The following is a 26795-nucleotide window of genomic DNA, read 5'->3' as shown; positions in this document are numbered from 1 at the left end:
ATGTTTTTCCTATTCTTACGAGCCGACGATGCGTCCGCAGCAAATCCTCCAATCGGCCGAGGCACAGCCGGTGAGAGGGAGGCGTTTGGGGAACTATCCGTCCGCATTGCGCAGTCGAGCATCCGCATCGTCGGCTCAAGTTATACCGCACCTGCGAAGAAATGGGACGGATTTCTCTCCCGCGTGCGTCAAACCGCCACGAACTCGGCGGCCTCGTGGAAGTGGGTTCGCAACGCCTGCGTGACAGGGCCCGGCCGGCCATTCCCCACGACGTCGCCGTCGATGCGGACGACTGGCATGACAAGCGTCGTCGCCGCCGTAATGAAGGCCTCGCGGGCCGCCTTCGCCTCCGCCACGGAGAACGACCGCTCCTCGAGGGGCACGCCCTGGCGGGCCGCTACCTCGCACACGACCTCGCGCGTGATGCCGCGCAGGATGCCGCGGGTCGCCGGCCGGGTGACGAGCCGACCTTCCGCCGTGACGATCCAGGCATTCGTCGAGCCGCCCTCGGTCACCATGCCGTCCGGCGTCACGAACCAGGCCTCGCGGGCGCCCGCCTCCTTCGCCTGCTGCTTGGCCAGCACGTTCGGCAAAAGGCCAACGGTCTTGATGTCGACGCGGTCCCAGCGGTTCTCGGGAACGGTGATGACCGCGACACCTTCGGCCGCCTGGCGATCCGCCTTGGCGAAGTCAGCCGAGCGGGCCGTCATGACGACCGCCGGCGGGACGTCGGCACTCGGGAAGACGTGGTCGCGCCGTGACACGCCGCGCGTCACCTGGATGTAGATCATGCCGTCGCGCACCCGGTTGCGGCGCACGACCTCGCGCATGATCTGGCGCAGCGCCACGTCGCTCATCGGCGCGCGGATCTTGAGTTCGGAGAGCGAGCGAGCCAGCCGGGCGAGATGGCGCGTCGCATCGACGAGGTGCCCGTCGAAGACCTCGCACACCTCATAGACGCCGTCCCCGAACTGATAGCCCCGGTCCTCGACGTGGACGGCGGCATCGGCATGGGGGACGTAGCGACCATTGACATAGGCGATGCGGCTCATGACGGCTCCGATGGGACACGAAGGAGAAGACGGAACTTGCTGGGAGATCAGAAGAATTCGAGGCTGACGCGGAACATCTGCTCGACCAGTCGCACCCGCTCGGCGACGGCGAAGATGACGACCCGATCACCCGCCAGGATCTGGGTCTCGCCCGAGGGCACGATGACGGCGCGCTTGCGGTAGATGGCGCCGATCCGCACCCCGTCGGGGAGATCGAGATCGCGCAGCGGCCGCCCGACCAGCGGCGACGTCTGCAGGGCCTCCGCCTCGATCAGCTCCGCCGCGCCGTTCTGAAGCGACTGCACGCTGCGGATCCGGCCGCGACGCACGTGGCGCAGGATGCGCGAGACCGTCACCGCCCGCGGATTGACGTAGGCGTCGATGCCCAGCGCATGGGTGAAGGCGGGATAGCTCGTCGAATTGATCAGGCAGAGGTTGCGCTTGCAGCCGAGGTTCTTCGCCATCACCGCCGACAGGATGTTGGTCTCGTCGTCGTTCGTCAGCGCCACCAGGCTGTCGGCGTCCTGCACGTCGGCCTCGCGCAGCATCACCTGGTCGAGCGCGCTGCCGTTGAGGATCACCGTCCGGTGCAGCGCCTCCGACACCGCGACCGCCCGATCGCGGTTCTCTTCGATCAGCTTGACGCGGGCGTTGGGAAACCGGGCCTCCAGCGATTGCGCCACGAAGAACCCGATGTTGCCGCCGCCGGCGATGACGATGCGCGTCGCCTCGGGTTCTTCGTGACCGAAGATCGCGAGCGTCCGCTTCACCTGATCCCGCTTGGCAACAACGTAGGCGAGATCGCCGACCAGGATGGCGTCCTCACTGCGCGGCACGAACAGCCGCGCGCGCCGCAGGATGCCGACGACGACGGCCCCGAGGTCGGGAAACAGCTCGGTCAGCTGGCGCAGCGGCGTGTCGACGATCGGGCAGTCCGCCGTGCAGTCGATGCCGAGCACGACGACCTCGTCGTCCGCGAAGGTCACGGTCTCCACCGCGCCCGGCAAGGCGAGGCGTCGGAGCACCGTCTCGCCGACCTCGATCTCCGGCGAGATGATCACGTCGATCGGCATGTTGTCGCGACGGAAGAGGTCCTGCCAGTGCGGCGCGAGATAGCTCTGCGCCCGGATCCGCGCAATCTTCGTCGGCACGTTGAAGAGCGAGTGGGCCACCTGGCAGGCGACCATGTTGACCTCGTCCGACAGCGTCACCGCGATCAGCATGTCGGCCTGGTCGATGCCGGCTTCGGCCAGCACGTCCGGGTGGGAGCCGTGGCCGACGACTCCGCGAACGTCGAGGCTGTCGCGAACGAGGTTCACGAGGCGCGCCTGGGCGTCGACGACGGAGACGTCGTTCTGTTCGGCGGCCAACCGCTCGGCGATGCCATAGCCCACCTGGCCGGCGCCACAGATGACGATGCGCATGAGTGCTCCCGTTCGCGCCGATGCGCGGCCCCGAAGCGTGTTCTAGCGCATCTGCCGCAGTGCGAAAGCGCCTGATGGCGCTTTAGGCGACGCCGAGCGACTTGAGCTTGCGGTGGAGTGCCGAGCGCTCCATGCCGACGAACTCCGCCGTGCGGGAGATGTTGCCGCCGAAGCGGTTGATCTGGGCCTTCAGATAGTCGCGCTCGAAGACCTCGCGGGCGTCGCGCAGCGGCAGCGCCATCAGGTGCTCGCCCCCCGCCCCCGTCGGCAGCGCCGGCACCATGGCGCCGATCTCCGTCGGCAGCAGGTCGGCCGTGATCACGGCCTCCGCGTCGCCGCGCGTCAGGATCATCAGGCGCTCGACGTTGTTGCGCAGCTGGCGAATGTTGCCCGGCCAGTCGTGCGCCTGCAGGACGGCCATCGCGTCGTCGCCGATGCGGCGGATCGGCAGACCGGCGGTGCGGGCGATCTGGTCCATGAAGAAGCCGACGAGCTCGGGTATGTCCTCGCGCCGCTCGGCCAGGGCGGGAACGCGGATCGGCACGACGCTGAGGCGGTGGAACAGGTCCTCGCGCAACGTGCCTTCGGCGATCTCGAGTTCGAGGTCGCGCGCGCTCGAGGAGAGGATGCGCACGTCCACCTTCACCTTGGTGGCTCCACCGACGCGCAGGAACGTCTGCTCGACGAGGACGCGCAGGATCTTGCCCTGCGTCTCCCGCGGCATGTCCGCGATCTCGTCGAGATAGAGCGTTCCGCCGTGGGCCTCCTCGAGGGCTCCGACCTTGCGGGAGCGGCCGTCCGAGCCCTCGATGCCGAACAGCTCCTCTTCCATGCGGTCGGGCGTGATCGCCGCCGCATTGATGATCACGAACGGCCCCGTCGCCCGGTGCGACAGCGTGTGGATCGTCCGTGCCACCAGCTCCTTGCCGCTGCCGGACGGCCCGGAAATCAGAATCCGGCTGTTGGTCGGCGCTATCCGCTCGATCGTCTGGCGCAACTGGTTCATCGACGAGGAAGCGCCGACGAGGTCGGTCGCCTCCGTCATCCGCTCCTTCAGCGAGCGGATCTCGCGCTTCAGCGACGACGCCTCCAGCGCCCGCTCGGTCGCCAGCACAAGGCGGTCCGCCTTGAACGGCTTCTCGATGTAGTCGTAGGCACCGCGCTTGATCGCCGATACGGCCGTCTCGATGTTGCCGTGGCCGGAGATGATGACGACCGGCAGGTCCGGATGCTGCTCGCGGATCGCGTCGAGGAGCGCCAGCCCGTCGAGCCGGCTGCCCTGCAGCCAGATGTCGAGGATGACGAGCGAGGGGCGGCGGTCACGGATGGCGGCGAGTGCCTGGTCGCTGTCGCCGGCCGTACGAGTGCCGTTGCCCTCGTCCTCGAGGATGCCCGCGATCAGATCGCGGATGTCAGCCTCGTCGTCGATGATGAGAATGTCAGTCGCCATGGGTGCTTCGAATGCTTTCGGAGGACGGGGCGGACGATGGGGCGGCAGTGTTGCTGCCGAGAACTTCGAGGGGCTCGATCGAAACGGGCGGCGCCTGGACAGGCGGCTCCGGCGACGGCCCCGATTCGGGCTTGTGAAGGACCGGGCCGTCGCCGTCGGCCCGGATGACGAGCCGCACGCAGGCACCGCGGCCACCAGCGGCGACGGCGGGCGAATCGAGCAGTTCGATGCGCCCGCCGTGTTCCTCGACGATCTTTCCGACGATGGCGAGGCCGAGGCCTGTGCCCTTCTCGCGCGTCGTCATGTAGGGCTCGAGCAGCCGCTCGCGGCCGTCCTTGGGCAGACCGATGCCATTGTCGACGACGTCGATGACGAGATCGTCTCCGGCGCGGTGGACCGACACCTCCACCCGCCCCGGCCCGCGCACGTCGGCCGGAACCGCCAGCACCGCCTCGACGGCATTCTTGACGACATTGGCGACCGCCTGGCCGATCAGGCGCCGGTCGAACCGTCCGATCACGGCGTCGCTCGGCAGCCGCGAGACGAACTGCACCTCGGGATGGCCGACGCTCTGCAGGAACAGCGCCTCGCGCACCGCCTCGCCGAGGTCACCCGGCTCGAAGACGGGCTTCGGCATGCGCGCGAACGACGAGAACTCGTCGACCATGCGGCCGATGTCGCCGACCTGCCGGATGATCGTGTCGACGCACTGGTCGAAGATCGCCCGGTCGTCCTCGATCCGCTTGCCGTACCGGCGGCGGATGCGCTCGGCCGAGAGCTGGATCGGCGTCAGCGGGTTCTTGATCTCGTGGGCGATGCGGCGGGCGACGTCGGCCCAGGCGGAGGTGCGCTGCGCCGTCACCAGTTCGGTGATGTCGTCGAGTGTCACGACGCGGTCCTGGCCGCTGCCGTCGGCGCGCCTGTCCGTCGTCACCCGCACGTTGACGATCCGCTCCTGGCCGTTGCGCAGCAAGCGTATCTGCAGCTGCCGCGGCCGGTCCGCCGGCTCGCGGCCCGCCGGCTGCAGGGCCGGCGCGATCTCGGGGACGACGTCGGTGAGGTGCTGGCCGACGAGGTCGCCCTCGTCGGCGGCGAGCAGCAGTTGCGCCGAGCGGTTGGCGAGCGAGATCAGCCCGGTCTCGTCGATGCCGATGACGCCTGCGGTTGCGCCGGCGAGCACCGCCTCGGTGAAGCGCCGGCGCCGGTCGATCTGCTCGCTCGCCGAGATGATCTCCTCGCGCTGCGAGTGCAACTGGTCCGTCATGGCGTTGAACGTTTCGCCGAGGTGCGCGAGATCGCCGTCGCCCTTCTCGATCGGAACCTTTGCGTCGAGGTTGCCGTGCGCGACCTGGTCTGCCGCCGTGATCAGGCGGCGGATCGGCGTGACGAGGCGGTTGGCGAAGCCGAAGCCGAGCCAGATCGCCGCCACCAGCAGCACCAGTGCCAGACCGACATAGACGAGCGCGAAGGCGAGTTGCACCCCGGTGCGCGACGCCTCGAGATCGCGGAACTCGAGCGCCCCTTCCTGGGCGAGCCGCATGTAGTCGACGACGCGCGCATCCATCGAGCGCGTCACGTAGAGGTACATGTCGTCATAGGCGGCGAGCTTGGCGACCCCGCCTACCTGGTTGGTATCACCCGGGGCGATCAGGATCGGACCCTTCTCCGCCGCCCGGGCGAACGCCTCCGGCGGCGGCAGCTCGAAGGTCTGGTTGAGGTCGAGGATGGTGCGGGTGACGACAGTGCCGTCGCCCTTCATCAGGAAGGCGGCCGGCACCTGGCGCAGCGACGCCTGCGTGCTGAGGAAGAGGTCGAACTGCACCGGCTCGTAGTCGTACATCGTGCGGGCGCGGTCGATCTCGGCGCCGAGCGCGATCAGGTCGCCGCGCAGCACCCGGCCGTGCTCTTCGACATAAGCGCTCGCCACCGCCACTGCGTTGTCGACGATGCCCCGGGTGCGCTGCTCGAACCAGCGATCGAGGCCACGATCGAGCGTGATGGTCGCGAGAATCGCCACCAGCACGGCCGGCAGCGCCGCGATGACGCTGAACAGGGCGACGATGCGGACATGGAGGTCCGCGCCTGCTCGGCCGCGGCGGCGAGCCAGCCACAGCAGCCGGACCTCGACCGCGACCGAAGCGACGAGGATCCCGACGAGCGCGACGTTGACCACCAGGGCAGCCGTCACGATGTCCGGCGTCGGCGCGACCGGCGTCAGACCCGTCAGCACCAGGAACGTCAAGGTGACGGAGACGAGCGCAAGGATCGTCGTCACCAGGCCGACGCGCCGAAGCAGCCGCAGACGGTCCCTGCCCGTCGACGCGACGCTGCTGTTTGTACTCACGCGAGGCAGAGCCTCGTTCGTCACGGCCATTCGATCCCCGTCAGCCGCCCAAAGGCGCGTCACCCGATTACAACATTGTTGCGAAAATGAGACAGCGCCCCTCGGGTGGCGGATCGCATGGAACGGGAGCGGTCGCCGCGCGTTGCGGCGCAGGCCCCCGATCGGGCCGACGGAGGGGATCGATGGCACCGCGACCGTTCTGGAAGGGCTACTTGAAGCTCTCGCTCGTCACGTGCCCTGTCTCGATGATGCCGGCGACCACGGAAAGCGAGCGCATCCGCTTCCACACCCTCAACAGCGAAACCGGCAACCGCGTCCAGAGCCACTATGTCGACGCGGAGACGGGCGACGTCGTGGACGAGGAAGACGAGGTAAAGGGCTACCCCCGGGGTGACGACGAGTACGTCATGCTGGAGGACGAGGACCTCGACGCGGTCGCCCTCGATAGTACGCGGACCATCGACATCGAGACGTTCGTGCCGCGCGATTCGATCGCCTGGATCTGGCAGGACAAACCGCACTTCCTGATGCCGGGCGGCGGTGTCGGCGAGGAGGCGTTCGCCGTCATCCGCGAGGCCATGCGGACGACGAAGACGGTGGGCATCGCCCGGCTGGTACTCTATCGCCGGGAGCGCGCCGTGATGCTCGAGCCCCGCGACAAGGGCATCGTGCTGTGGACGTTGCGGTATGGCGAAGAGGTGCGGAGCGCCGGCGGCGCCTTCGACGCCGTCGCCGACGAACACACCGACAAGGATGCCCGGGCCCTCGTCGAGAGGCTGATCGAGAAGCGGACACGCGACTGGGAGCCAGCCCTCGTGCAGGACCCGGTGCAGGACCGCCTCAAAGAGCTCATCGCGTCGAAGAAGAAGGGGCGGCGCAAGGCGGCGACGAAGTCGGAGCCCGCCGCGCCCTCGGAGGGTGGCAATGTCATCAGCATCATGGACGCCCTGAAGCGCAGCCTCGAATCGGAGGGCGGCCCGAAGAAGCGTCGCTGACGGCGCAAGCCGCCCGAACCTTCGTTGCGCTATGCGCCGCCTGGGCGCTTTCCCGCGTGCGGCGTCTTCAGCGGGCGCTGCGACGGCCCTGCCGTTTCGCCTTCTCCGCCGGCAAGGCCACTGCCGCTTCCCGGAAGCCCTCCCACGGATCCGTCTCGAGGCTCGCGAGCCGAGCCGGGGCGTTGGCGACGGTGAAGTAGTTCGGCGCCACCTCGCCGAGTTCTTCCCACGCGAGCGGCATCGAGACGGGCGCTCCGGCGCGCGCCCGCGTCGAGTACGGTGCCACCGCCGTCGCGCCCCGGCCGTTGCGGAGGTAGTCGACGAGGATGCGTCCCTGGCGCTTCGCCTTGCTGACGGTCGCGACAAAGCGGTCGGGAGCATCCGCCGACATCGCGTCGGCGATCGCCTTGCAAAAGGCCTTCACCGCCGGCCACTCCGCCTTCGGTTTCACCGGTGCGACGACGTGGAGGCCCTTGCCGCCGGTGGTCTTCACGAACGCCGTCAGCCCGGCGTCGTCGAGGCGCGTGCGCACTTCGCGCGCCGCCGCGACAACCGCGTCCCAGGAGACGCCTTCGCCCGGGTCGAGGTCGAGGATGATCATGTCCGGCCGCTCGATGTCGGCGAGCGTCGAACCCCACGGGTGGATTTCCAGCACGCCCGCCTGCACCAGACCGACCAGGCCGTCGAGGTCGTCGATGACGACGATCGGCTCACCGGACGGATCGCCGGGATCGGCGACGGCGCGGATCGCCTTGTTGGCTCCCTTCCACAAGTGCTTCTGGAAGAAGCAGGATTCCGTCGTGCCGCCCGGGCAGCGCAACATCGACAGCGGCCGCGCCACCACGAACGGCGCGATCTTCCGCCAGACGTCGGAGTAGTAGTCGGCGAGCCCCTGCTTGGTGACGCCGGCATCGGGCCAATAGACCCGGTCGGGGTGGGTGAGCTTCACGGCCGACCTCGCCGCGGGCTTCGCAACCGCCTGGGCGCCGCCCTGCCCCTCTCCTTCACGGCGGACGTCTGCCGGGTCCTTGTCCTCGCGGAGCCCGCGGAACGACGCGTGGCGCAGGTGGCCGTCTCCCGTCCATCCGGCGAACTCGACCTCCGCCACCAGGTCCGGCCGCACGAACCGCACGCCGCGCGCCTGATCCGTCGTGAGGCCGGCGGCGAACGGGCTCTTCTTCGCCGGGATCTCAGAGAGGCGCTTGTGCAGCTCGCGCGCGACCGCGGCCGTGTAGCCCGTGCCGACCCGGCCGACGTGCACCAGGCGACCTTCGTCGTAGATGCCGAGCACGAGCGAGCCGATGGCCGTGGCGGTGGTCGAGGACGGCAGGTAGCCGGCGACGACGAACTCCTGGCGATGGCCGCACTTCGACTTCACCCAGGTCTTGCCGCGGCCAGAGCGGTAGGGAGCGTCGCGCCGCTTCGAGACCACCCCTTCGAGGCTGAGACGGCAGGCGTGGCGCAAGACGAGATCGCCGTCGTTGCCGAAATGCGCGCTGTAGGCGACGCCTCCCTCCGCCGGGATCAGTCCCTCCAGCAGAGACTTGCGCTCGATCAGCCCGACCCCCGTCAGGTCGATGCCGTCGAGGTGCAGGAGGTCGAACGCGTAGTAGCGGAAGCGATCGCTGCGCCCCTCGCTGAGGTCGGCCTGCAGGGCGGAAAACTCCGAGGCGCCGTTCGCGGTCTCGACCACGATCTCGCCGTCGATCAGGGCGCTCTCGACATCAAGGCCAGCCAGCGCCTCGGCAACCGCGGTGCCGAAGCGATCCGTCCAGTCGAGGCCGGTTCGGGTGAGAAGCCGGACGCGACCTCCCTCGATATGGGCCTGGATGCGATAGCCGTCGAACTTGATCTCGTGGACCCACGCGGCACCCGCGGGTGGCTTCGACTGCAAAGTGGCCAGCGCCGGCGGCACGAAGTCCGGCAAGCTCGCGCGCTTGCCGCCCTTCGGAATGGCGCGCCCAGCGGCAGGAGCCTTGGCCTGTGCTTTTGCCGGACTCTTCTGCGCCACGGAGGCCTTCCGCTCCCGTCCCGCAGGTTCGGCTGCCGGAGGGTCCGACGGGAGTGGCGCCGGATCCGCAATGCGGCCGGTCTTCGACGACCAGCCCGGGGCCTCGCCGGCCACTTCCGCGACGTCCCGTCCCGTCACGACGGATTCGGGTCGCTCCTCCAGGATGTCCGGGGCGGTGGCCGGCCGCGCGGCGTCGTCCTCGCTCTTGATCAGGAGCCAGTTCTCGCGCTTCTCGCCCGGCTTCTTCTGCATGCGCACCAGATGCCAGCGGCCGTGCAGCTTCTCGCCCTCGAGCTCGAATTCGAGGTGACCCTTGGCGTAGCCCTTCTTCGCGTCACCCACGGGCGTCCACCGGCCGCGATCCCAGACGATGACGGTGCCCCCGCCATATTCGCCCTTCGGTATGGTGCCTTCGAAGTCGCCGTAGTCGACCGGATGATCCTCGACGTGCACCGCCAGCCGCTTCTCCCCGGCGACGAGGCTCGGCCCGCGCGTCACGGCCCAGCTCTTGAGGACGCCACCCATCTCGAGGCGGAAATCATAGTGCAGCCGACGCGCGTCGTGCTTCTGGACGACGAAGGCGCCCATTTCCTTTCGGCGGCGCGCGGCGCCCCGCGGCTCCGCCGTCTTCGAGAAGTCGCGCTTCTGCCGGTAGAGATCGAGCGCCATCCCCGCCTACCCCGCCTTGCGCCGCGGCGCGGCCGGGACGGACTTGGCCGCTGAACGCCCCCGCGGTCCAGCCTTTCCGGCCGCGGCCTTCTCCTGCGTTGGCGTCTTCGTTTCCGACGTAGCCGAGGCCGCACGCTTCTTGCCGGCGTCGGCCTTCTTTGCGCGCGTCTTGCTGCCGGCTCCCTCGGACGTCGACCCCTTCGCGGCCGTCTTGTCTCCGCCAGACGAGCCAGATTCCCCGGCGGCGCCAGCGCTCTGTCGCAGCGCATCGAGGAGATCCACGACCTTGCCGGTCCGCTCAACCTTCTTCGGCGCGATCTTGCGGCCCTCGAGCTTCGCCTTCACCAGGTCGGCGAGGGCGGCCTCGTAGCGGTCGTCGAACTCCTCCGGCCGGAAGCTGCCGCGCTTGGAGGCGATGATGTGCTCGGCGAGTTGCAGCATCTCGCCCTCGATCTTGATGTCCGGCAGATCGTCGAAGGCGTCGTCGGCCGCCCTCACCTCGTAGTCGAACTTCAGCGTCGTCGCGATCAGACCGTCCTCGAACGGTCGGACGAGCAGCGTCCGCGCCCGCCGGAACAGCACCGTCGTGGCGAGCGCCGCCGCCGACTTCGCGCGCATGCCGTCGCGGATCAGCGCATAGGGCTCGGCCGCCACCGCACCGTCCGGCGCGAGAAAGTACGGCCGGTCGAGATAGAGCGTATCGATGTCGTCGCAGTTCAGGAAAGCCGTCACGGACAGGGTCTTGTCGCTGTCGGGCACGGCGGACGCGACCTCGTCGGGCGTCAGCAGCACGTGCTCATCCTTGCCCGTTTCGTAGCCCTTCACCTGCTGATCGCGCTCGACCGCCTCACCCGTCACCGCGTCGACGAACGCCCTCTGCACGCGGTTGCCGGTCTTCCGATTGAGGGTGTGGAAGGCGATCCGCTCGGACGTCGACGCGGCGGCGTAGAGGCCCACCGGACAGGTGAGCTCGCCGATCTTCAGGAAGCCCTTCCAGCTCGCGCGCCCCGCCATCCCACCGCTCCACCCGCTTCAGTGCGTCACGACAGAATGCGCGCCGACGCCCCCGCGTTCCCTCGACGGCCCGGGAAGCAGCGCCTCTTCCGCCGGCAAACCGCGTGGTGCCGGCACTGCGCTCGCAATCCACACGCGATGGTCCGCCTCGGTTCGAGGTGCTACCACTGTGGCGTGGCTTCGGGTCCCCAAGCTGCCACCCTAAGGACGATCTCGTCGTGACCGTCTTCCTGAACAGCCGGCCCTCGGACGACCACATCGGCGAGCTCATGGCCAAGCTCTACGCCATCTTCGCGAAGTAGCGGTCCGGGCGGCGGCGCACCGCGATCGGCGCCGAGGGAGAAACGTGACCATGAAGCTCGCTGCGGCCTTCGCTCTCGTCGCCCTGCTCGCCGCCGCGCCCGCGGCATCGGCCTCGGGGCCGGAGATCGTGCCACCTGCTGCCGAGCCCTTCACGGTGGAAACGGTCGCGGGCGGTCTCGAATATGTCTGGGGGATCGCCTTCCTGCCGGACGGCTCCATGCTCGTGAGCGAAAAGCCCGGGCGCATGCGGCGCATCACGGCGGGCGGTGCCGTCTCCGCCCCGATCCGCGGCGTCCCGCGCGTCGTCTACGAGAACCAGGGTGGCCTTCTGGACGTCGCAGTCCATCCCGATTTCGCCGGCAATCGCTGGGTCTATTTCACCTACTCCCGGCCCGGCAACGGCGGCAGTTCCACCGCCCTCGCCCGTGGCGTCCTGTCCGAGGACTTCAAGGTGCTCCGTCAGGTGCGGGTGTTGTGGACGTCGGGGCCGCGCTTCGATGGCGCCGGCCACTTCGGCTCGCGCATCGCCTTCGATCGCCGCGGCTACGTCTATGTGACCACCGGCGACCGGCAGCAATATCCGTCCGACGACATCGCCCAGCGTCGTGACAACACCGTCGGCAAGATCGTCCGCCTGCACGGTGACGGGTCCGTGCCCGACGACAACCCCTTTGTGGGCGCGCAGGGCATCGATCCGGCGATCTGGAGCTATGGGCATCGCAACCCCCAGGGCCTCGCCTTCGATCCCTCCAGCGACCGGCTCTACGCGGTGGAGCACGGCCCGCTCGGCGGCGATGAGCTCAACGTCATCCGCAAGGGCCGCAACTATGGTTGGCCCGTCGTCTCCTGGGGGGTGAACTACGACGGCTCCCCCGTCGGCACGGGGAGACACCGGGCGCCCGGCATGGTGAACTCCATCCGCCACTGGACGCCGGTGATCGCGCCCGGGGGCATGGCCTTCTATAATGGCCGCGGCTTCCGCAAGTGGCGCGGGGACCTGCTGATCGGCGGCCTCACGGCCACGGGCCTCGTGCGTATCGACCTGGAGGACGGCCGTGTGGTTCGCGAGCAGCGCTTCCTGACGGAGCGCGGCCAGCGCATCCGGGCCGTGACGGTGGGGCCGGACGGTGCCGTCTACCTCGGCACCGACGAGAATTCGGCCGAGATCCTCCGGCTCGTTCCACGCTGACGTCGAAGCCGCTCTCCCGAAGCCGCCCGCGGCTGCGAACCTCGTTCGTCCCGCCGCCGAGTTGTCGCCTCATTCTCGGGACGTTTCGGATGTATGTAAATCGCCAGGATGATCTGCAACTTTAAGCGCCCCGGCTTCATTGGTTACTGAACGCCGGACGGTCTGGATTTTGCGCCCTCATCGGCGATGAGCGGCCGTTGGGCCATTTTGTTTTCCTCAGTTTGACCGAGGGCGCGGCGATCCACCCGAGAGGCGTGGCGCCTGCCCGTCCCCGGCGGAGCGTGACGGCGATGTCGGTTCAGGAACAAAGCTCGGCCGTTGCCGGCGCCCGCGACTGGTCGCGTGTCCTGCGGGCCTATCGCGAGCCGCGCGCCGGCCGCAGCATCTTCGAACTGGCCGTCACCCTGGTGCCGTTCGCACTGCTGTGGGCGGCCATGCTGACGCTGCTCGATCTCGGGCTCTGGTGGCTCGTCGCCATCCTGTCGCTGCCGGCGGCGGGGCTGCTGGTGCGGCTGTTCATGATCGCCCACGACTGCGGTCACGGCTCGTTCTTCCCGGCGCGCTGGGCGAACGACTGGACCGGCCGCGTCCTCGGGGTCCTCACCATGACCCCTTATGACCTGTGGCGCCGTAGCCATGCGATCCACCACGCTGGCGCCGGCAACCTCGACCGTCGCGGCATCGGCGACGTCACGACGCTGACGGTGCGCGAATATGCGGCGCTCTCACGCTTCGGGCGACTGCGCTACCGGCTCTACCGCCACCCCGTCGTGATGTTCGGCCTCGGCCCGCCCTATCTCTTCCTGCTGCAGCACCGCCTGCCCCTCGGCTTCATGCGCAAGGGCTGGGCGCCGTGGGTCAGCACGATGACGACGAACGCCGCGATCATCGGCGCCTTGGGTCTATTGATGTGGGCTTTCGGCATCGGTCCGGTTCTGTTCGTCCACCTGCCGATCCTGCTGATCGGCGCCGCGATCGGCGTGTGGCTGTTCTACGTGCAGCACCAGTTCGAAGGCACACAGTGGGACGACGCGCAAACCTGGAACGTCCACGCGGCGGCGCTCCACGGCAGCTCGCACTACGATCTTCCCGCCCCGCTCGCCTGGTTCACCGCGAACATCGGCGTCCATCAGGTGCATCACCTGGCGAGCCGCATCCCCTGTTACCGCCTGCCCGAGGTGCTCCGCGACTTTCCGGAACTGCGCAGCATCGGCCGGCTCACCTTGTGGCGCAGCCTGTCCACCGTCCGCCTGGCGCTCTGGGACGAGGGAGAACGTCGCCTCGTCACCTTCCGCGAAGCGCGCCGCGGCGCGCCCGTTGCGCTGATGCCGGAGCGCGGTCCCAGCGCGGATACACCAGGCATCGGGACGGCCCAATCGAACTGACGCGCCCGTCCGGCCGCACCGACGGCGCCACATGGCCGATGCGGATCCGACCCGCGTTCGGCGCGGCGCAAGCGGCGCTAATTCGTCTTGTCGAACTCAAGGAATTCGATCTTGCAGTTCCGGCCACCGACAATCCGGCATTGGCGAAGGGCTTCGTCCCTCACCTTCTTTTGGGACTTTCCCTTCGCAAATCCCCACGCCGAGGTGTTGCGGTCCACCTTTCCGACCGCGAGACCTGCCCACTGCGAACGGAACGTCGTGATGAGCTTGCAGCGCTCGCCGTTCCTCCGACAGAGCTGGAGCGCCTTGCTGATCGCGTCATTCTTAGAGCCGTAGTTGTACGCCATTCCCCATCCGAACTCTTTCTGTCCTGCAGCGAAGGCACCCCAGGCGTGTGCGTTCGTCGTGACGGAAAGCACGGCGGCAAGGCCGAAGATCGCTACCAGAAGTCCCTTCATGAGCCCCATCCCGCAGTCGTCGGGCGTCATCATTTGCCGACTGCGGCATTGTCCGCGAGTCCCTGGACACTCGCAAGAGTTGGGGAAAGCCTGCGCGACGCGCTTCTCTGGCTGAATGCGGCCCCCTCCCGTGATCCCGCGGGCGCCCACGAAGCGTACGGACGCTGCCTGCGGGAAACAGCACAACCAGCGCCGTATTGGTGACCCCGGCAGGATTCGAACCTGCGACCAACAGCTTAGAAGGCTCCGACAAACCCTTGAGAACAAAAGGGTAAGTCGCGGGTAGGTTGAAGGTGTTTCACTCCGTTTCGCCACCGGACACCGAAAGGAGTTCGGGTGGTGACGACCGCTGTGAGTACAACCACCCGTGCAACCGCGGCCGGTGAGCTGCGTGACCTAGCATACCGGGTGCGTCGCCTCCCGGACCCACTGCGCGCCTCGCCTGAGAGGATCTACGCCGAGAAGGACGACATCGCCTCCGAGCTGATGAGCCTCGCCCGCCGGATGGAGCGCGCGGCATGAGTGGGAGCGGCGAAAATCCGATCGCCCGCGCCGTGCAGGGTGCAAAGCGCTTCAGCCCCGACGTGCCAGAGAACTTCCCGGTCTTCTATCCGGCCGACCTCCAGGGCAAGCCAATCCCGGCGCGCCGCTGGTGCGTACCGGACTGGATTCCCGACAAGGCCGTGACGCTGCTGAGCGGCGACGGTGGCACCGGCAAGAGCATCCTCGCGATGACGCTGGCGACGTGCGCCGCCGTCGGGCTGCCCTTCATGGGGCTCGACATCGCGCCACGCAAAGTCGTCTACCTCTTCGCCGAGGATGACCTCGAGGAGGCCTGGCGCCGGCAGGACGCCATCAACCGCGCCCTTGAGATCGACTTCGCCGACCTCTTCGACCGCCTGGCATGGGTGAGCGTGGCCGGCGAGGATACCTTCCTCCTCACCTTCGACAAGGCCGGCCACCCGCAACAGACGAAGCTCTCCAAGCACCTTCACGCTTTCGTCCTGAAGGTGTTCGGCGGACAGCTTCTCATCGTCGACACGATCGCCGACACCTTCGGCGGCCTCGAGATCGACCGCCAGCAGGTGACGCGGTTCATCCGCCAGCACCAGAAGCTCGCCGTCGACATGGACGGCGCGGTACTGCTCATCGGGCACCCCAGCGTGTCAGGGATGAAGGATGGCCGGCCGGCTTCGGGCTCCAACGCTTGGGTGAACGCTGTCCGGTCCGCACTCTACCTGCGGCGGGCCGAGGATGAAGACGCCCCCGGCGATGGCGAGGTGAAGCGGTTGCGCGTCCTCGAGCGCGCGAAGAGCAACTTCGCTGCCACCGACGTCGAGATCCGGCTTCGCTACGTCAACGGCGTGTTCCTTGCTGATCACCCGCCCGCTGAGACCGGCGGTCTGTGGGACGACTTGACGATCGAGGTGAACTTCCTCGCAGCTCTTCGAGCTGCCATCCGAAACGGCGTGTATCCGAGTTCGTCTAAGCATTCGTCGGAATATGCTGTGATTAAGCTCAGGCAATACCCTGAGTTGCGGAAGTATAACCGTAAGCAGCTGGAAGACACGATGCACAGGATGATCGCGAACCGCGACCTCCGGGAGGCCATCCTCGGCACCGGCCACGCTCGGCGTCGGGTGCTCGCACCGGCCGATATGCCGCCCCTTCCAGACGAGCGCGACCCCGAGACGAACCAGCCGAAGAAGCGCGGGGAGGAGCCCTGATGTGTAAGCCGGCTAACCGGGGGGTGTTCTGCAAGTCCTTGAAATCATTAGACCGGGGGGTGTTCGAGATGAGGCGGGGGGTGTTCTGGAAGTCCTTGATTTCATTAGACTTTAAAAAGCGGGGGGTGTTGCCCCCTCCTACGGAGGGGGGCAGGCCCACAGAGCCTGCCCCCCTCGCAGGGAGGGGTGAGGGCGCGCGAGTGGGTGCGGGAGCGTGATGCGATGACAGCCTTCGGTGAGCTTGCGGCCATGGCCTTCCCGAACGTCCTCGCGACGTTCGGCGAGCCGGTGGCCATCCATCCCCAATTGGTCGACGACCATGCCGGGCGGATGCCCGACACGAGCCGGCCGGTCACCACCGTCGAGCGCGCCGTGCTGCGGCTGCGCCTGGAGAAACCGGCCGTGCTGAACGCTTGGGATGCCCAGTCCCTCTCCCGTCGGCCGACCATGGCCGGCGAGTGCAGCCTGAAGCTGGCGCTCGGCGCGATCCCCTTCGAGCTTCGCCGCGGCGACGTGGTGGTGCAGACGACGACGGGTGCGCGCTTCGAGGTGGTCGGGCAGCTCGCAAAGTCGCGGTCGAGCGAGACGTGGACCCTCGCGGCCCTCACCCCCAGCCCCGGCGAGGGGGCGTGAGGCGGCGGCGGGCCTGCCCCGCGCCCCTGCGGGTCCTTCCCGCCCTGACCCGGTGCGGGCACGCAGCAGCCCGGGATTTCGCTAGTCAGATCAACCGTTTATCATAAAGTGGATGGGGTTTAACAGTCAAGTGGGCGCCGCGGCGGAGAATACTATTCCGGGTGGACTGTTCGGCGAGCCGCCGGCGGCGGCGCGTGGCGGCGCGTCGATCAGCAAAGGCGAGCTGGCGAAGCGCCTCGGCGTGACGGCCGGGCGCGTGTCGCACTTCGTGAACCGCGGCCTGCCGGTGCTGCCGAACGGCCGCGTCGACCTGAACGAGGCGCTCGCCTGGTACGAGGACAACACCGATCCCGCCCGCCGGAAGGCGACGGTGCAGGCGCCGATTGGCGACGGCTCCGCCCCCCGCGGTGCCACGGCCGAGCTGAACCGGGTGCGCGCCGAGCGGGAGACGCTGAAGCTCGCCGTGGACCGTGGCCAGCTCGTCGACCGCGAAGCCGTCGAGCGCGAGACCTTCACCCGCGCCCGGGCCGAGCGGGATGCGTGGATCGGCTGGATCGGCCCGGCATCGGCCGCCCTCGCCGCCGACCTCGGCGCCGAACCGGCCGCCGCCTACGCCACCCTCGACCGCCTGGTGCGCGCCCAACTCGCCAACCTTTCCGACACCCCGATCGAGGATCTCGAGCGATGAGCGTCGCCGACCTCGTCACCACCGACGCCCGCGCGATCGTCGATGCCGCCTGGCGGCGCGGCCTCGCCCTCGACCCGCAGATGCTGGTGTCCGACTGGGCCGACCGCTACCGCCGCCTGCCCTCGAGCTCGGCCGAGCCGGGCCGCTGGCGCACCGACCGGACGCCGTACCTGCGGGAGATCATGGACGCGCTGTCTACCTCGTCGGCCGTCGAGCGGGTGGTGTTTATGAAGGCGGCGCAGATCGGCGGCACGGAGGCCGGCCTGAACTGGCTCGGATACATCGTTAGCCACGCGCCGGCGAACACGCTCTTGGTGATGCCGACCATCGACATGCTTCGGCGCAACACCCGCACCCGCATCGACCCGATGATCGAGAGCACCCCGGAGCTGCGGCGCCTGGTGCCGGAGGCGAAGAGCCGGGAGCCCGGCAACACCGTGATGGCGAAGGAGTTCCCCGGCGGTCAGATCGTCATGACCGGCGCCAACGCGCCGACGGGCCTCCGGTCCACCCCCTGCAGGTTCATCTTCGCCGACGAGGTGGACGCCTTCCCGGCCGACGCCGACGGCGAGGGCGACCCGATCGCGCTCGCAGTGCAGCGCACCGCCACCTTCGGCGCCAGGCGCAAGGTCTTCCTCTGCTCGACGCCGACGGTGAAGGGCGCGAGCCGCATCGAAGCCGCCTACACCGAATCGGACCAACGCCGCTTCTACGTCCCCTGCCCCCACTGCGGCGATGCCTTCGTCCTCGCCTGGCGACACGTCCAGTGGCCGAAAGGCGAGCACCACAAGGCCTTCGTCGCCTGCCCGACCTGCGGCGGGGTGATCGAGGAACGCGACAAGCCGCGGCTGCTCGCCGGTGGCGAGTGGCGGGCGACGGCGCCGGGCGACGGCCGCACCGCCGGCTTCCACGTCTCCGCCCTCTGCTCGCCCTTCCGGACGTGGGCCGAGATCGCCATCGCCTTCCGGGACTCCTACCGCCAGCCGGAGAGGCTGAAGGCGTGGACGAACATGGAATTGGGCGAGGCCTTCGAGGACGAAGCGGCCGCGCCCGTCGTCGCCGAGATCCTCGCCGCCCGCGCTGAGGACTGGGCCGAACCGCTTCCCTCCGAGATCGTCGCGATCACCGCGGGCGTCGACGTGCAGGGCGACCGCCTCGAGGCCGAGCTCGTCGGCTGGGGGATCGGCGAGGAATCTTGGAGCCTCGACTATGTGGTGCTGTGGGGCGACCCCGCCTCGACGGAGGTGTGGGGCCAGCTCGACCAGCTGCTCGACCGGCGCTTCATCTCGGTCCGAGGCGGCCAGCCGCTGCGGGTGGCGGCGACGGCGATCGACAGCGGCGGCAGCCGCACTCCGGAGGTGATGCGTTATGCCCAGGCGCGCGCCGGGCGCCGTGTGTGGCCGATCAAGGGTCGCGGTGGCGAAGGCGTGCAGCCGTGGCCGAAACGGCCGCCACGGGCCGCCGGTGCGCATCCGCAACCGTTCATCGTCGGTGTCGACGGCCTGAAGGCGGCGCTCTACGCGCGGCTGCGGCTCGACAGCGCCGGGCCCGGCTACGTCCACGCCCCGCGCGACCGGGATCTTGACTGGTTCCGGGGCCTCACCGCCGAGCGGCCGATCCGCCGGTATCACAAGGGCGTCGCCCGCATCGACTGGCTCGTCGACCGCGGCGTGCGCAACGAACCGCTCGACTGCCGCGTCTACGCGACCGCCGCGCTGCACGGCCTCTACGCCATCGGCTTCAAGCTCGAGGTGCCCGCCCCGGCGCCGACGATCGTCGCCTCGAAATCGAAATGGATGCAGCGATGAGCAAGCGCCCCGCCTCTGAAGCCGACATCACCACCGCCGTCGCCGCGATTGACCGGGCGACCGCCCGGATCGTCGCCCCCGTTCAGTCCCTGCGGGGCTTCATCGCCCCGTTCCTGCCACCACCCCCGAAGGAGAAGACCATGAGTGAGTCCATCGAAGTTCCCCTCGCCTACCCGCTGCGCAAGGGCAGCGTCACCGTGAGCACCCTGAAGCTGCGGCGGGTGAAGGTCGCCGACCTGAACGCCCTCGACGACCTGCCGCCCGGGACGAAGCCGCGCCGGCGGGAGGTGTTCCTGCTCGGCCGCCTGTCGGACGTGCCGCACGACATGCTCGAGGAGCTGGACGCGGCGGACTACGGCCGCGTGGTCGAGGCCCTCGAGGGTTTTTTCGACGAAGCCCCACCCACTGGTGGGTCGATGTCATCCTCGTCGCCCGTGCCACCGGCTGGGGCCACGCCGAGCTGATGAACCTCGACGTGGAGGAGCTCGGGCGCTGGTCCGCCCGGCTCGCCCCCCGCGACGAGCCGCCGCCGGACGAAGACGGCGACGGATGGCCGGAGGGCCTCGGGCTGCCGCCCGAAGCCGGACGGCTGGAACCGATCGAACCTTTGAGCCCGGCCGCCATGGCGGCGATCGACGCGAAGATCGCCGCCGGCCAGAGAGGAACCTGACACCATGGCGACTTACGAGAGCAGCCTCATCATCCGCCTGCTCGACCGCGTGTCGGGACCGGCGTCGAGCATCCGGAAGACACTCGCGGGCCTCGACCGCTCGATGAGCGGACGCCGCGGCATCATTGGCGGCATCGACCGCATGGCCGCAGCGACGCGCGGCCTCAACGCGGCCGCGCTCGGCATCGGTGGCCGAGTGCTGGCGCCGCTGGCGGCCGGCTACGGTGGCGCGAGGATCGTCGGTGTCGCGATGGACACCGAAACGGCGCTCACCTCCCTCGGCATCGTCGCGGGTGTGTCGGCCGACCGCCTGGCGGCGGCGAAGGCCGAGATCCAGGGCATGGCGCCCGCGCTCGGCGTGGCGCAGGGCGAGCTGTACCGGGTGCTCGAAACGCTCATCGCCGGCGGCATGTCGTGGGGCCAGGCCCTCGAGGTGCTGCCGAAAGTCGTGAAGACCGCCAAGGCCTCGGCCACGCCGATGGAAGACGTCGCCATGGCGTCGCTCGCCGTCGGGCAGAACCTCGGCGTAGCCGCTTCCGAGATGCAGCGCGCCTTCGACTACATGGTCGCCGGCGGCAAGATGGGCTCGTTCGAGCTGAAGGAGATGGCCCGCGAGTTCCCGGCCATGGCCGCGGCCGCCGCCCGGGTCGGCATGACGGGCACCGAGGCAGTCGCCGACCTCGCCGCCATGGCACAGATTGCCCGTAAGACCTCCGCCTCCAGCGCTGAGGCGGCGAACAACATGGTCAACTTCTTCGATAAGTTGTCATCGCCGATCACAAGGAAGAAGTTTGCCAAGTTCGGAATTGATGTTCGCAAGGTTTTTGAGGATGCGAAGCGCGACGGCCGGTCGTTTTCTGACGCTATCATCGACGAGGTGGAGCGAGTTTCCAAGGGTGACCCCTTCGTCATCTCCGAACTGTTTGAGGATAAGCAAGCCCGCGACTTCCTGAATGCGATGATCGCCAACAGCGATCAGGCGAAGCAGCTGCGCGCCGACGTGCGGGCCTCGACGGGCGCCGTCGAGCAAGACTTCAAGCGCGTAGCCGAGACCACCCGCGAGGCCTGGAACCGGGCCGGGGCGGCGATCGAGAACGCGGCCGAGAAGCTGGGGACGAAGCTCGCCCCGGCGATGAGCGCGACGGCCGACGCTGTGGAGCGCATCGCCACCAACTTCGGCGGCTTCCTCGACGACGCCGAGCGTCGCTACGGGATCCTCGACCGGCTACGCGACGCCAGCAACGGCATCGGGAAGGACGGACCCATTCAAGTCGGTGGCGAGCTTGGCAAGGTGGTCGATGACTTCGGCCGCTCGATCGACGCTTTCGAGCGCGACGTGCTGGGCCTGCCGCCGCCCAACGAGGTGGTGGAGAAATGGCTGCTCGGCGGCGCGGTGTCCGGCGACCCGTCGCGCGACGTCGCCGCCAATGCGCTGAAGCGGATGGAGCGGCTGCAGGGCGAAGTCGCCGCCGCTCGCGAGAAGATCTCCGCCGCCGAGCTGAAGGCGCTGGAGGCGCCGACGCGCGCCGCCAAGGCCGAAGCGAAGGCCGAGGCGGATGCGCTGCGCGCCGAGATCAGGGTGCTCGAGGCGACGATCGCCGACGCCCGGGGCCTCGCCGGCCGCATGGGCGGCCGCGACATGGCCTATGTCGAAGCCGGCAACGAACGAGCGGCGGCGGGCACGGCCGCGAAGGGGCGCACCCCGCCCGGCCACGTTCAGGACAGGAAGGGCGCGGCGCGGCTGTGGGATGTGACCCGCAACCTCGTCGACACCCTCATCGACCGCGCGTCGGACGATGCCCAGTACCTCGTCGACCGCCTCGACCGCGCCCACGGCGGCGCCACGGGCGGCACGGGACAGGGCAACCTCGAGGCGGCCCTGAACCGGATGACCCGCCGGAACGAACGGCCGAACCCGCGGGCGGCGGCGCGGATGCGGGCGACCGGCGCCGGCGGCAGTGACTTTGCCACCCCCTCGCCTCGCGGCGTCGGCACCGGCGGCGACGCCAGCGGCTTCGCCCTGCCCGTGCCGAGGCCGGAACAGCTCGGCGCGGCCGGCCGGGCCGCCGGCGAGGCCTTCAAGGCCGGCATCGCCACGGGCGTCACCGGTGCGGCGACAGAGGCGGACGCCGCGAACGCCCGGATCTCCGGTGCCTTCTCGGCCCTGCCGCCGCAGCTGCACGCCTCCGGCCTGGAGGCGGCGCTGCAGCTTGCCGCCGGCATCCGCGCCGGCATCCCCCAGGTGAGCGCGGCGGCGACGGAAGCGGCCTCTGCGGTGGCGGCGAAGTTCCCGCAGTCGCCGGCGCGCGAGGGGCCGCTGCGGCACCTGGTGTCGATGGGAGCGAAGATCGGCGAACAGCTCGCCCAGGGCATGAACGAGGCGCCGGTGGCGCGGGCGGCGAACAAGATGGCGGCCGCCGCCGCGGGCGTTGCCGGGGCCGCGCCGGCGGCTCGACGCGCCGCTGGTTCATCCGGTCCGATGGCCGGCGGGCCGATCACCATCAACGCATCGCCGCGTTTCGTCATCAACGGCGCGGGCGACCCGCGGCAGACGGCCGAGGCGATCGACCGGATGATCACCTCCGACATTGCCGAGCGGATGCGCGGCATCTTCGCCGACTATGGGATCGCATGACATGAGCAACTTGGCCGATATCATCGAGACCCTCGCCCACGCGCACGCCGACCTCGAGCGCCGCGTCGAGAACATGCAGCGCCACGGCACGGTCGCCGAGGTGGACCCGGCGACGAGCCGGGTGCGGCTCAAGATCGGCGGCACCGACGAGGCGCCAATGCTGTCGCCATGGGTGCGGCCGGCGCAGATGGCGGGCGCCCTGAAGGTGCACGCGCTGCCGAGCGTCGGCCAGACGATGACGCTGTTCTCGCCGGGCGGCGAGATGGCGGCCGGCGTCGCCGTGCCGTTCACCTGGTCGAATGCCAACGCGGCACCGAGCCAGAGCGCCGAGGAGAACGTGCTGACCTTCGGCTCGGTGCGGATCGAGCTGACCGGCGACGGCCTGAAGATCACCGCCGGCGGCACCGTTCTGGAGGTGAGCGGCGAGGGCGTGGCGATCGAGGGCGACGACCTCACCCACAACGGCATCTTCATCGGCGACACCCACCAGCACACGCAAGTCGAGCCCGGTGGCGCCCTCAGCGGCCCCCCGCCTGGCGACTGAGGAGCAACCAATGATTCTGCAAATGATCCGCCGGGGTCGGGGCCTGCCGGACCTCGAAAAGGCGCTGCAGGGCATCTCCGGCAAGCAGGCGCACGTCATCATGGGGCGGGCGGTGCGGCGGGAGGGCAACAAGGTCCGGACGCAGGTCGTCAACGCCCTCGTCCGCCAGACCGGCGCCGGCCGCCACGCCGTGCTGAAGGCGCTGAGCTACGAGGGCACGCGCCGCGCCAAGGGCGGCCTTGGCACGACACCGAGCGGCCTCGAGTATCGCATCGACGCCAAAGGCCGATACCTGCCCCTCACGGCCTTCAAGCCGCGGGAGACGAAACGCGGGGTGTCGGCGGCGCCGTGGGGAACGCGCCAGATCTTCGCCTCCACCTTCTTCGCGACGATGAAGAGCGGTCACCGGGGCGTGTTCAAGCGCGAGGGCAGTGGGCGCACGCCGATCGCCGAGCTGTGGGGGCCGAGCATCCCGGCCGAGATGCTGAAGGACGACAGCCGCGCCGCCTTCGACCGCGGCACCGAGGGCATCACCGGCCGCATCATCGTCGAGGTGGCGCGCCAGGCGAACCTGAAGATGAACCGGAGGTGACGATGAAGACCGACGACGAGATCGAGGCGCTGCGGCTGCGGCTGCTGAAGGGGATCGAGGACGACTGGGCCGCCACCGGCGAGAAGCGCACCGCCTTCCCCGCCCTGATGGCCGAGTTCGCCCCCGGAACGGCCGGCGCGCACGAGGCGATGCACACCGCCTTCATCGTCCGCGAGATGCTCGCCGACCACCTCGCCGGCCACGCGGCCGTGATCGCCAACCCCGCGTGGTTCCGCCAGGCGGCGCGGGCCGGCGAGGCGATCGACGCGCTGTTGCAGGCGATCCGCGCCGCCCACGCCATCGCGGCCGCCGAGGCGGAGCAACCGGCGGCGAAGCCGGCCGGGCCGAGCTTCGGCGGCAAGAAGGCCGTGCCGCTCGGGAAGGCGCTGGGGAATTGAAGGGCCAACTAACTGACAATTTGTCAGTTTGATCGAGCTGGCGAGGCGGGCGGCTACTTCCTGCGCCTTGGCTTAGGCGGCGGCTCTGGAGACTTATTGGGCTCTGTCGGCTTATCCAGCTTTGGATAAGGGACGAAAACCAGTTTGTGCTTCTTGATCAGATTCCCGAGAAGCTTGTCGCGCTGCTGCCTATAATCTCGCTCAAACTCATCTTCAATTATTTCCTCGAACCGATTTGCGGTGATGGCAATCTCTTCATCCGTTAGCTGCGGAGGACCTTCAAACGACTCCTCCAGCCGAAGGATGATCTCGGCCGTCATTGATCGCCTGCTCCTCTCGGCCGCCTCGGCGATCTTCGCCTTCAGGTCCTCGGGGATGCGCAGACGGAAATGGAGATCATCACGTGCCATGCCGCACCGATGCCGCACTTTCGGCTTGACCGCAATGCCACTAAGTGGAACAAATATGCCACTTGGTTGACGCAGCGAAGGATCGTCAGATGGCAAGCGGAGATCCGATCATCAGGGTACGGCTGCCGCAGGAGCTGAAGGCCTTCATCGAAGGTGAGGCCCGCTACTACGTCTCCAGCCAGAACAGCGTCATCGTCCGCGCCGTGCGCGAGATGAAGCAGCGTGCCGAGATGGCCTCCGACGTCATCGCCGCCCACGCCGAGGCCCGGCGCCGCGAGCGGGCGGCCGAGACGAAGGCCCGCACCCTCGATGCGCGTGAGCGCACCGATGAGACCTCCCCGGCCTGACGGCCGAACAACCTCGGAGAACGACGATGGCCACCGAAGCCGCCCTTCGCCGCCGCGCCAAGAAGCTCGGATGGCGTGTCGAGACGTCCCGGAAGGATTTCGACACCAATCACCAGGGTCTGTTCCAGCTGATCGACGACACGAACACCGTGCGCGCCGGCGTGAACTTCGACGCCGAGCTGGACGAGATCGAGCAGCGCATTGCCGAGGAAGAACAGCGCCGGAAGTAGTCTTCGGCGCCTCGGCCAAGACTTCAACCCCTCGGTCGTTGCGCCGGGGACAACCGGAGAGACGGACATGAAGAACGAAGCACTCAGCCCCGAAGTAATCAAGACGGCCGCCGCCCGCATCGTCGAATACAGCTCGGCGCGGAAAGCCGAAGAGTTCGACGATGGATGCCGCGCCGGCAGGCAGTGGACCATCGAGGAGGGCGAAGAGCCTGAGATCATCGAGATCGCCAATCAGGGCGCGAAGGACGACCCGCGCCTGACCTTCGCCGTCCTTCGCGATCTCGTGAAAGACGAGGAGCAGCGCGACGCCCTGATCGCCTACGCCCTCAACTGGCGTGACGAGACCGACGAAAGTGCGATCAGCGACCCGTGGGCCGGTGGCTTCGCGCATGGCGTCTGCCAGGTCTGGGAGCAGATCGAGAAGGAGGTCTACGCACAGCAGCGGCAGGCCTGAAAACGAAGCGGCCCGGCTCGAGGCGGCAACCTCGGCCGGGCCAATGCCTCAACCATCATGGGGGGATAGAAGATGCCCGCATTGCATAGCACGACTGCACCGGAGCCGGAAGGCCCGCACCCCGACCACGCCCTTCTCGCCGCCGGCGCGCTTCTCGACACCTTGATCGAACGGTGGGTGCCGCTGGCGCTGCGCGACGAGCAGCTTTCCCGCGAGGTTGCCCGCCTGGCGCACTCCGAGGGTTGGGCGACCATCACGCCGAAGGGTGAGTTGCAGAGCTACTTGCCCGGCGGCCTCCACCACATCGGCAAGCTCGAGGAGCGCCTCGGGGCGATGGAAGCGGCGGAAGCCGAGTTGCACGCGTCGATCAGCATCGACCGGCTCGCCACCTTCATCCGCACGCTGTTGCCGTCCACCCCCGCCGGCCTCGCCGTTCATGCGCGCGCGCTGCGATGGTCCTTCGAACGCACGTTCTATCTTCGCCCCCCGCCACCCGACGGCGAAGATGACGCCCTAATCTTCGACTTCCTCGCGACCGTCGAGCGCATCGTGCGGGGGTGGCAGTGATGCCGGCCGTTCCGCGCGATCCGCCAGCCAACTGCTTTGCGCAGAACACCGACCTCGAAGCGGCGCTGATCGAGGCGCGTTGCTTCCTGCGAGTGATCGAGCTGGCGACAGACGACCGCGCCGCCCTCGACAGGCACGACGCCGCCGCCATCAGCCTCGTCGCCGGCTGCGCCGCCGGCGCGATCAACACCGCACTCGACCGGAACGACAAGGTGAACCAATGAACGTCACCCCGAACACCTCGCCGTGGGCGAACCCGCCGAAGCTGCCACCCGTGGAAGCCGCCGTCCTCGCCGCTCGCAAGGCCGCCCGTTCACGCCGCCGGGCCGATGCGCTCGCGGTGATCATCCCGCGGCTGAAGGCGCTGATGGCGAAACCGGACGAGATCATGGACGGTGATGCCTTCATCGACGAACGCGGGCAGATCATTTTCCGTAGCCTGCTCCACACCCGAACCTTCAACGGCCTTCGTCTGTTCTTCGCCGATATGGTTGCTGGAACTTACTTTAGCGTCGAAGTGCCGGGAGAGAGACCTCGTCGGATGGCCGGTTACTTCAACTATGTTGGCTCAACTCAAGATATTGGGGAGATGCGGCGGCGGTGGGCAGAGCGTCCGGTGAGCGACGAGTTCCACGTCATGGCGTGGAAGCGTGGCGAGTGGGAAGAGCGGCTGTTCTGATGAAAAAGTTTCCCAAGCCAGATCAATGGCTTGATCCTCTTTCCCCGGGGAAAACCCGGGGAAAACCCGGGGATACGAAACGGGAACAGCTTGAACTATGGGGCGAGCCATGCGCCTCA

27 protein-coding genes are annotated in these 26795 nt (G+C 68.7%); 19 read left to right on the top strand and 8 right to left on the bottom strand.

The genetic code is table 11. The features are described from left to right. Positions 1-188: 188 nt before the first annotated feature. The 4 genes from RUR49_RS19170 to RUR49_RS19155 form a co-directional block, all read right to left on the bottom strand. Positions 189-1052: a D-amino-acid transaminase gene (locus RUR49_RS19170; RefSeq protein WP_409148009.1), complete on the bottom strand. Its 864-nt coding sequence runs from the start codon at positions 1050-1052 to the stop codon at positions 189-191. Between the two features lie 47 nt (positions 1053-1099). Next, positions 1100-2476: a Trk system potassium transporter TrkA gene (trkA, locus tag RUR49_RS19165; RefSeq protein ID WP_409148008.1), complete on the bottom strand. Its 1377-nt coding sequence runs from the start codon at positions 2474-2476 to the stop codon at positions 1100-1102. 82 nt (positions 2477-2558) lie between these two features. Beyond that, positions 2559-3926 (bottom strand): sigma-54-dependent transcriptional regulator, encoded by a 1368-nt coding sequence (locus RUR49_RS19160; protein WP_409148007.1) that lies wholly within the window; start codon positions 3924-3926, stop codon positions 2559-2561. Continuing rightward, positions 3916-6201, bottom strand: a complete 2286-nt coding sequence (locus RUR49_RS19155) for an ATP-binding protein (RefSeq protein ID WP_409148006.1) — start codon at positions 6199-6201, stop codon at positions 3916-3918. Before RUR49_RS19155 ends, RUR49_RS19160 begins: the two co-directional genes overlap by 11 nt. A gap of 251 nt (positions 6202-6452) precedes the next feature. Between RUR49_RS19155 and RUR49_RS19150 the strand changes: the two genes are divergently transcribed. Continuing rightward, positions 6453-7265 (top strand): Ku protein, encoded by an 813-nt coding sequence (locus RUR49_RS19150; protein ID WP_409148005.1) that lies wholly within the window; start codon positions 6453-6455, stop codon positions 7263-7265. A gap of 67 nt (positions 7266-7332) precedes the next feature. Here the strand turns inward: RUR49_RS19150 and ligD are convergent, their stop codons facing one another. Then, complete coding sequence (gene ligD / locus RUR49_RS19145) at positions 7333-9945, bottom strand: DNA ligase D (RefSeq protein ID WP_409148004.1); 2613 nt, start codon at positions 9943-9945, stop codon at positions 7333-7335. Between the two features lie 6 nt (positions 9946-9951). Further along, the gene (locus tag RUR49_RS19140) at positions 9952-10959 is read right to left on the bottom strand and encodes a Ku protein (protein WP_409148003.1); all 1008 of its coding nucleotides are present in this window, start codon (positions 10957-10959) and stop codon (positions 9952-9954) included. A gap of 352 nt (positions 10960-11311) precedes the next feature. Between RUR49_RS19140 and RUR49_RS19135 the strand changes: the two genes are divergently transcribed. Both RUR49_RS19135 and RUR49_RS19130 read left to right on the top strand, forming a co-directional pair. Then, positions 11312-12451 (top strand): PQQ-dependent sugar dehydrogenase, encoded by a 1140-nt coding sequence (locus RUR49_RS19135; protein ID WP_409148002.1) that lies wholly within the window; start codon positions 11312-11314, stop codon positions 12449-12451. A 290-nt stretch (positions 12452-12741) separates the two neighbouring features. Next, a complete protein-coding gene (locus RUR49_RS19130) occupies positions 12742-13836 on the top strand; it encodes a fatty acid desaturase (RefSeq protein ID WP_409148001.1) in 1095 nt (364 codons plus the stop codon). Positions 13837-13913: 77 nt separating this feature from the next. On the opposite strand, the gene RUR49_RS19125 is transcribed toward RUR49_RS19130, so the two are convergent. Further along, positions 13914-14294, bottom strand: coding sequence for a DUF4189 domain-containing protein (locus RUR49_RS19125; protein ID WP_409148000.1), 381 nt, complete (start codon positions 14292-14294; stop codon positions 13914-13916). 518 nt (positions 14295-14812) lie between these two features. On the opposite strand from RUR49_RS19125, the gene RUR49_RS19120 reads away from it, so the two are divergent. The 10 genes from RUR49_RS19120 (at position 14813) to RUR49_RS19075 (ending at position 23989) form a co-directional block, all read left to right on the top strand. Continuing rightward, positions 14813-16021, top strand: coding sequence for an AAA family ATPase (locus RUR49_RS19120; RefSeq protein ID WP_409147999.1), 1209 nt, complete (start codon positions 14813-14815; stop codon positions 16019-16021). Between the two features lie 222 nt (positions 16022-16243). After that, complete coding sequence (locus RUR49_RS19115; protein ID WP_409147998.1) at positions 16244-16654, top strand: hypothetical protein; 411 nt, start codon at positions 16244-16246, stop codon at positions 16652-16654. Between the two features lie 130 nt (positions 16655-16784). Next, positions 16785-17342: a hypothetical protein gene (locus RUR49_RS19110; protein ID WP_409147997.1), complete on the top strand. Its 558-nt coding sequence runs from the start codon at positions 16785-16787 to the stop codon at positions 17340-17342. Next, positions 17339-19150 (top strand): phage terminase large subunit family protein, encoded by a 1812-nt coding sequence (locus tag RUR49_RS19105; protein WP_409147996.1) that lies wholly within the window; start codon positions 17339-17341, stop codon positions 19148-19150. The genes RUR49_RS19110 and RUR49_RS19105 overlap by 4 nt, the downstream gene beginning before the upstream one ends. Further along, the gene (locus tag RUR49_RS19100; protein ID WP_409147995.1) at positions 19147-19614 is read left to right on the top strand and encodes a phage tail assembly protein; all 468 of its coding nucleotides are present in this window, start codon (positions 19147-19149) and stop codon (positions 19612-19614) included. Before RUR49_RS19105 ends, RUR49_RS19100 begins: the two co-directional genes overlap by 4 nt. Continuing rightward, complete coding sequence (locus RUR49_RS19095) at positions 19614-19820, top strand: hypothetical protein (protein ID WP_409147994.1); 207 nt, start codon at positions 19614-19616, stop codon at positions 19818-19820. The genes RUR49_RS19100 and RUR49_RS19095 overlap by 1 nt, the downstream gene beginning before the upstream one ends. 4 nt (positions 19821-19824) lie before the next feature. After that, positions 19825-22455, top strand: coding sequence for a phage tail tape measure protein (locus RUR49_RS19090; protein WP_409147993.1), 2631 nt, complete (start codon positions 19825-19827; stop codon positions 22453-22455). Between the two features lies 1 nt (position 22456). Further along, positions 22457-22999 (top strand): phage baseplate assembly protein V, encoded by a 543-nt coding sequence (locus tag RUR49_RS19085; protein WP_409147992.1) that lies wholly within the window; start codon positions 22457-22459, stop codon positions 22997-22999. A 10-nt stretch (positions 23000-23009) separates the two neighbouring features. After that, positions 23010-23591: a hypothetical protein gene (locus tag RUR49_RS19080; protein WP_409147991.1), complete on the top strand. Its 582-nt coding sequence runs from the start codon at positions 23010-23012 to the stop codon at positions 23589-23591. Between the two features lie 2 nt (positions 23592-23593). Further along, positions 23594-23989, top strand: a complete 396-nt coding sequence (locus RUR49_RS19075; RefSeq protein ID WP_409147990.1) for a hypothetical protein — start codon at positions 23594-23596, stop codon at positions 23987-23989. A 53-nt stretch (positions 23990-24042) separates the two neighbouring features. On the opposite strand, the gene RUR49_RS19070 is transcribed toward RUR49_RS19075, so the two are convergent. Next, positions 24043-24495 (bottom strand): Arc family DNA-binding protein, encoded by a 453-nt coding sequence (locus RUR49_RS19070; protein WP_409147989.1) that lies wholly within the window; start codon positions 24493-24495, stop codon positions 24043-24045. Here RUR49_RS19070 and RUR49_RS19065 point away from each other — a divergent pair. From RUR49_RS19065 to RUR49_RS19040, 6 genes are all read left to right on the top strand, one after another. Further along, entirely contained in the window at positions 24489-24746 is a 258-nt protein-coding gene (locus tag RUR49_RS19065; RefSeq protein WP_409147988.1) for a hypothetical protein, read from the top strand. The genes RUR49_RS19070 and RUR49_RS19065 overlap by 7 nt on opposite strands. Positions 24747-24772: 26 nt before the next feature. Continuing rightward, positions 24773-24976 carry a hypothetical protein gene (locus RUR49_RS19060; protein WP_409147987.1) on the top strand — a complete coding sequence of 68 codons (204 nt, stop codon included), beginning with the start codon at positions 24773-24775 and terminating at the stop codon, positions 24974-24976. 67 nt (positions 24977-25043) lie between these two features. After that, positions 25044-25430, top strand: a complete 387-nt coding sequence (locus RUR49_RS19055) for a hypothetical protein (protein WP_409147986.1) — start codon at positions 25044-25046, stop codon at positions 25428-25430. 72 nt (positions 25431-25502) lie between these two features. Further along, positions 25503-25997, top strand: coding sequence for a hypothetical protein (locus RUR49_RS19050; RefSeq protein ID WP_409147985.1), 495 nt, complete (start codon positions 25503-25505; stop codon positions 25995-25997). Further along, positions 25997-26221 (top strand): hypothetical protein, encoded by a 225-nt coding sequence (locus RUR49_RS19045; RefSeq protein ID WP_409147984.1) that lies wholly within the window; start codon positions 25997-25999, stop codon positions 26219-26221. Before RUR49_RS19050 ends, RUR49_RS19045 begins: the two co-directional genes overlap by 1 nt. Beyond that, the gene (locus tag RUR49_RS19040; RefSeq protein ID WP_409147983.1) at positions 26218-26676 is read left to right on the top strand and encodes a hypothetical protein; all 459 of its coding nucleotides are present in this window, start codon (positions 26218-26220) and stop codon (positions 26674-26676) included. Before RUR49_RS19045 ends, RUR49_RS19040 begins: the two co-directional genes overlap by 4 nt. The last annotated feature ends 119 nt before the right edge of the window (positions 26677-26795 follow it).

Origin of the sequence: Pseudoxanthobacter sp. M-2 (genome assembly GCF_046156265.1) — a bacterium.
GTDB lineage: Bacteria > Pseudomonadota > Alphaproteobacteria > Rhizobiales > Segnochrobactraceae > CAMDHY01.
The sequence above is the reverse complement of the archived record's forward strand: the minus strand, read 5'-3'. Positions and strand labels throughout refer to the sequence as shown.